General features: G+C 63.9%; 1 protein-coding gene. It reads right to left on the bottom strand.

Going from position 1 to position 6,414, the window contains the following annotated elements:
- On the bottom strand, nt 1-6,414 hold a 6,414-nt coding region (locus tag FJ222_11490), incomplete at both ends, for a hypothetical protein (protein ID MBM4165045.1).

The following is a 6,414-nucleotide window of genomic DNA, read 5'->3' as shown; positions in this document are numbered from 1 at the left end:
AGACATCGTCCGACTGCACCAGCGCCGTGTTGGCCGGCACGGCCACCCACTTGTTCTGGCCGTTCAGTTCGCCCAAGGTCACGGTATCCGACTCGAACCGCTCGACGAACGGCAGTGCGCTCACCTGTTCAGCCACATTGGTCGCGCGTCCGAGTCGAGCCTCTGTGGCGTCGGACAGCCCGTCGCCGTCGGTATCGGTTGCAGGCGGAATATCGTTGTCGACCTCGGTCGCCGTGACCGTGACCGTTTCCAGTCCGGACCCCGAGCAGGTGAGGGTCGCGCTGCCTTTGGCGGTATCACCATCCTCGGCTGCGGCCAGCGTCACGGTCTGCCAGACGTTCCAATTCCCCGGGGTGAAGGTCAGGCTCGCGCCGGACTGCACCGTGAGGTCGATGTCGCCGTTCGCGCGGACGACGGCAACGGTCACGCCAGCATCAGGCTGCTTCGCCAGCCGGACCCGGAAGGTTTTTGTGCCGCCTTCCGGAACGCCGACAAAAGACACATCCGTCACGATGGGAATGGGCGCTGTAATGAAGGTCCCCTGAATCGTCGCTGGGGCGGTGATCGTGACCAGCGTGTTCGCGGCGTTGCTGTTCCCGAACACCGCCGAGCCACTCGTCACCCTCCAATTCGCAAAGAGATAGCCGTTGTCGGGCGAGGCGCTGATTGACGTTGCCACGCCAGAGGCGACCGTTACGGCCCCGGAGGGCGAGACCGTCCCGCCCGGCCCCGCCGTCATCGTCAAGGTCAAGGCGCTGCTAAAGTCCGCCTGGATCGTTGCCGGAGCGGTTAGGACAACCGTGGTGTTCGAGGCGTTAAGATCGGCGATCACCGGGGACCCGCTGAGGACCGTCCAGCGGGTGAACGCATAGCCTGCATTGGGAGTCGCGCTGATCGTGTTGGTCGCGCCCGTGGTCACCACCGTCGTGCCGTTGGGCGACACCGCGCCACCCGTGCCGGCATAGACGTTCAGCGTCGTGTCATTCTCGACCTCGGTCACGGTTACGGTGGAGCCGAAGTCCGCCCCGGAGAGCCAGATTATGGACGTGCCGTTCACGGCGTCGCTGTCTTCCGCCGCGGCCAGGGTCACGGTTTGGTTCGTGTTCCAGTTGACGGGTGTGAACGTCAGGGTATTGGTGGACTGCACGCTGATGTCGCTGTCGCCCGATGCCCGGATCACGGTGACAACGACGTTCGTCCACGGTCTGGCATCAAGCTTCACCCGGAAGATGTTCGTGCTCCCTTCGGGCACGGTGAGCGAGTTCACACTGTTCGTGATGCGAACGTAGGGCTGGTCTTCCCGCAGCGCAAGGGAGTGGCTGAGTCCCCCGGCAATACCGAGGAAGTCCCGTGATCCCGGTGCCTGCACCGGCGTGGGTTTTTGGTTCAGCGTGGTTCCGTCGCCGCACTGGCCGTATTGGTTGTCCCCCCAGGCCCAGACGCTGCCGTCGCCCTTGAGTGCCAGCGTGTGTTTTCCATACGAGGCGATGGCGATCACGTTCGAGATCAGCGCCTGCGTGGGGGTGGTCCGCTTTGCCGGCCAGTCATTGATCGTCCCATCGCCGATCTGGCCTAAGTCATTATACCCCCACGTCCAGACCGTGCCGTCAGCCTTGAGCGCTACCTCGTGTGTGTCTCCTACGGCAATGGCGATCACGTTGGAGATCGGCACCTGCGCTGGCGTATACGCGGGGTCAGGGGGGGTGCCGACATAGGTCCCCCAGTGCCAGACCGTGCCGTCGGGCTTGAGTGCCATCGAGTGCCAGCCTGACGAGGCAATGGCGATCACGTTCGACAGATTGGCAACTTGCACGGGCAGGTTGGTGCCGCCGTATAGGCTGAATTTGTCATGACCCCACTCCCAGACGGATCCATCGCTCTTCAGGACCGTCGCGGAGAGTGCGCCGCCCGCGATGGCGGTGACGTTGGAAATCTGCGCCTTCACGGGCGCGGGCGTCGGTAGGGTTGAATTGGTCCCGTTGCCGAGCTGGCCGTAATCACCCCGGCCCCAAACCCATACGTTGCTGTCGGTCGTCAGCGCGAGCGTGTGGTGGCCGCCGGCGGAAATGGCGGAGACACTGGTGAGATTCGTGACCAGCACGGGGTTGACCCGGTTGTTGACCGTGCCATCGCCGAGCTGACCATACGCATTCCTGCCCCACGTCAGGACGCGGCCGTCACCCCTGAGCGCAACCGAATGGAAAAACCCGCCGGAGATGGCGGTGATGTTGGTCAGCGGGTTGCCGTTGTAGATGACGCGTACCATGTTGCTGCGGCTGGTCGTTGTTCCGTCGCCGAGCCGTCCGTCCGAATTTGCCCCCCAGGCCCAGGCCGAGAGGCTGGGCGGCGGGTTGAAGTTGGCTCGGATGGTGGTCGGTCCCACGACCGTCACGGTCGTGGTTGCGGCGAGCGGATTGGCGAAGGTCGCTGAGCCGTCGGAGGTGACCCACCGCGCAAAGTTGTGTGTCGCGTCCGGTGTCGCCGTGACCGTCACGGGCACACCGATGAGTACGAGATTGCGCCCCGCGGGCGAAGCCGTGCCGCCCGGTCCGGCGTTGACCTGCAGGATGGTTCCCGCCTCCCGCTCAGTCGCGGTCACGTTGGCGGTCGCGAACCCGGCGGCAGAAAGCGCGATCACGGCGATTCCATTCTCGATATCCTCGTCCGTGCCCGCAGCCAGAGTCACGGTTTGCCACGTGCTCCAGTTGTTCGTAGTAAACACTCGACTGATACCGTTGGTGAGCGTGATGTCAGCATCGCCCGAAACGCGCGCCACGGCCACGGTCACGCTCCCCGCCGGCTGGGTCACGAGCCGGACGCGGAACGTGTTGGTTCCGCCCTCCGGCACGCTCAGCGCCGCCACGTCGGTTTCGATACCCACGGCAGAAACGGTCACGTCGCTGGTCGCCTGCTCGAAGGTCCGGTTCGTGCTGACCACGGTCACGCGCAGGACATAGGTTCCCGCCGCGCTGAAGCCCGCGGCGCTGTTCGCGCTGGCCGCCGTGCCGTTGGGCGTGAAGGTGACCGTGCCCGGGCCGCTGATCTTGCTCCAGGTGTAGGCAAGCGGGTCGCCGTTCGGATCATGGGCCGTGACGCTGAGCGCAGCCGTGGCGGGAAGCGTCACGGGGTTCGGGGTTGCCGCGGCCGGGGTGTCAATGACCGGCGGCAGGGTTGCCGTGACCAGGAAGGTGACGGGCACCAGTTTCTCCGGTTCATCCGGATCGCTGGAGGCGACGCTGACCATGGCGGTGTGAATGCCCACCCCGGCCGTTGTCGTGTTCAATGTCACCTGCACCGTGTTGCTGCCGCCGGCCGGCGCCGTGCCCGACGTAGCGCTCTGCGTCAGCCACGGGGCCGTGCCGATTCGCAACAGGTAGGCATAGGAATTCGCATATTCAGATTTCAACACCCAAAGGTTTCCGGCCCTGTCCTTGGCCAAGTCAGCTGCGTACTGGTGTGGCGAGTTGAAACTGCGGATTATGCGGCCGTCCGTGGGACCTACCTTATAGATTTTGCTGCCGGCCAATACCCAGAGCGCGCCGCTGAAATACTCCAGCGCGGAAGCCTCGGGCAGAGGCAACTGCAAGGAGGCCAGTGTGGCGCCAGTGCGCGGATCCAGTTTGTGCACTTTCTCGTCTGACGTTAGCGCCCACAGGTAGCCTCCGCCCAACACAATGTCAGCCTGATTATTCGCCTCGTTCTGCAGGACGTCCAGTGACTTCACCGGCTGGTGCGTCGTTGGGTCAACGGTGACAACCTTCTTGGAGATCGTATCCGAGAACCAGAAGTTCATGCCATCCCAGTCCAATCCCCACCAGACATTCGGCGTGATATTCCTGACTTCCGGATCGGTCCACGCATTCAGCAAGGCACCGCTGGTGGGGTTGAGCCGAAAGAAGCCCTTCGGATTCGAGTCCTGAACCAGGCAGAGCGCACTGCCGTCGAACGCAGAGCCGAACGGCGAAAAACATTCGGGCGCCACCTTGATGGTGCGTATCTTCTGCCCGGCGGTTGCGGTCCCCTCGTCGCTTTCGTTCCAGAGCGTCCAGGGGAGGCTGGCCCCGCCGGAGTTGGCGATGACGAGCGTCTGGGTGATCGTCTGCCCGAGCACGCCGACCGCGTCAACCGCTGCCGGCGTGATGCCGATGTTGACGTACGGCGCGGACATCGCAAAGTCCACATTCTGGGTGCCGGGCGGCAACACCAACTCGCGCGGGGCCGGGTTGGAGTAGCCGGCGGCCCAGGCCGTGACAAACACCGTGGACGGCTCGCCCATGGCCGCGATCAGGGAGTACTCGCCATTCGTGTCCACCGTCGTGGATCCGCGCAGCAACCACGAGTTGTACCAAGGTGGCTCACCGGCGGGCCCCGAAACATAGTAATCCACAGTGGCGCCCGTCAGCGGATTTCCGGTCCGGGCGTCTGTCACACGGCCTGAGATCGTTGCCGACAGCATGTCGAAATTAATATTGGTGGCGGCTGGCGGCACGGTCACCGTTACCATCTCGGTGAACAGGTTTTCAATCGTCGGATGCATCACGTACACGAAGTAGGTTCCGTCCAGTACGTCGATCGAGTAATGGCCCTCGTTGTCGGTTAAGACGTACTTGCTACGGCCGTCATAGGAGACCTTGTAACCTTCTGCAGGCGCCCCGTTGAAAGTCACCGTGCCGGAGATGCTGCTCATGCCGCGCACCCGGACTAGGAGCGTGTTGGTCCATGCGCCGCCAGCGGTGTCCGTCGCGACCATCTGGAACGAGACCATTTGCGGCGGGCAGTCGGTGGCGACCGAGACGACAAAGTCGTTGATCGCCTGTTTTTGGCTGAATTGCGCGATATCACCGACGGTCACGGTGTTGGAGATGACCGTGACCACGGGATTGGTCGTCGTCAACGTCGCGGTGACCCCCGTGGCCGTGTTCATGCCGCCGTTCATCAACACCACGGAGACTTTTCCTGTTTCGCCGGGAGTGATCAGGCCATCGCCGTTGCCGCCGGGCGCCGGATCGGTGACGCTCGTGCTCCACAGGCGCAGGATCGGCGAGGTCGAGACCGTCAACGCCTGGAAGACATTCAGGCGCGCGCCGGTGAAGCATTTGCCCGCCAGGGCCGGGACGGGATCGGCCTGGAGCAGGAGTTGCGCCCGCCACTGGGCCAGGGTCAGTTCAGGATGCACCAACGCCAGCAGCGCGCACGCGCCAGCCACAGCCGGCGTGGCCATTGACGTGCCGCTGATCGTGTTGTAGTTGGTCGGATACCCGCCATCCGTCATGGCCTGGGTCTTGTAGGTCGGGAAGCAACTGAGGATGTCCACGCCCGGCGCGCCGATATCCACACTCGTGGCGCCATAGCAGGAGAAACTGGCCAGCGCATCGTTGTTGTCCGTGGCGGCCACGGCAATGATGTTCGAGCAGTCGTAACTGCCGGGATAGGTGGGGAGCACATCGTTGTTACCGGCCGAGTTCCCGGCCGCCGCCACGAAGAGAAGGCCGTGATTGCCCGCATCGGCGATCGCGTCGCGCAGCGCATCGTCATAACCGCCGCCGCCCCAGGAGTTCGAGGTCAGTTTCGCGCCGTTTGCGGTCGCATAGTAGATCGCCTCCATGGCGTCGGACAACGCTCCGGAGCCTTCCGCATTGAGGAACTTCAGGCCCATCATACGCACGGTCCAGCACACACCCGCCACGCCGATGCCGTTGTTGCCGACGCCGCCGATGGTGCCGGCGCAGTGCGTGCCGTGGAAGTGATCGTCCATGGGATTCCCGTCATCGTTGGCGAAGTCGTAGCCGTGTATGTCGTCCACGAACCCGTTGCCGTCGTCGTCCACGCCCGGGGTTCCATTCAGTTCAGCCGTGTTGACCCACATGTTCGACGCCAGGTCGGGGTGGGTGTAGTCAATGCCGGTGTCGATGACGCCCACCACGATATTCGTGCTGCCGGTGGAGATGTCCCACGCTTCGGGCGCGTCAATGTCAGCGTCGAACTTGCAGCCGTTAACCGTCACGGTCACATCTGTGTTCGTCTGCGTCAACAGCATCGCCCCATTCTCTTGCGATATCGTCAGCGACGGCAGCCAGTCGCCGGCTACCTGGAACGTCCCCAAGAAGTCGCCGTAGACGTTGTTATAGATGATCACGGCCTTCGCGCCCTTCGCCGTGGCGTTGGCCGCCTTCTCCGCGAAGGGCAGCGTTCCGCGCTGGATCAGGGCGATGTTGTTGCTGACCCCCGCCGGGAAGTCGCCAGGATTCCCGATCCCGCAGTGGTGCAGCGTGCCGGTCACGCCGTTCGTGACCGGGGAAAAGGCGATCGCCGATCCGGACACCGTGTTCGTGGCCGAAACCACCGTGCCGGTGGCTGCGATCTGGCTGGTGTTGTGCATCCCGTACAGCTCGCTGAATCGCGGGTCATTCGGAA

Source organism: Lentisphaerota bacterium (assembly GCA_016873675.1).
Classification (GTDB): domain Bacteria; phylum Verrucomicrobiota; class Kiritimatiellia; order RFP12; family JAAYNR01; genus VGWG01.
This window is presented reverse-complemented; position numbering and strand designations above follow the sequence as displayed.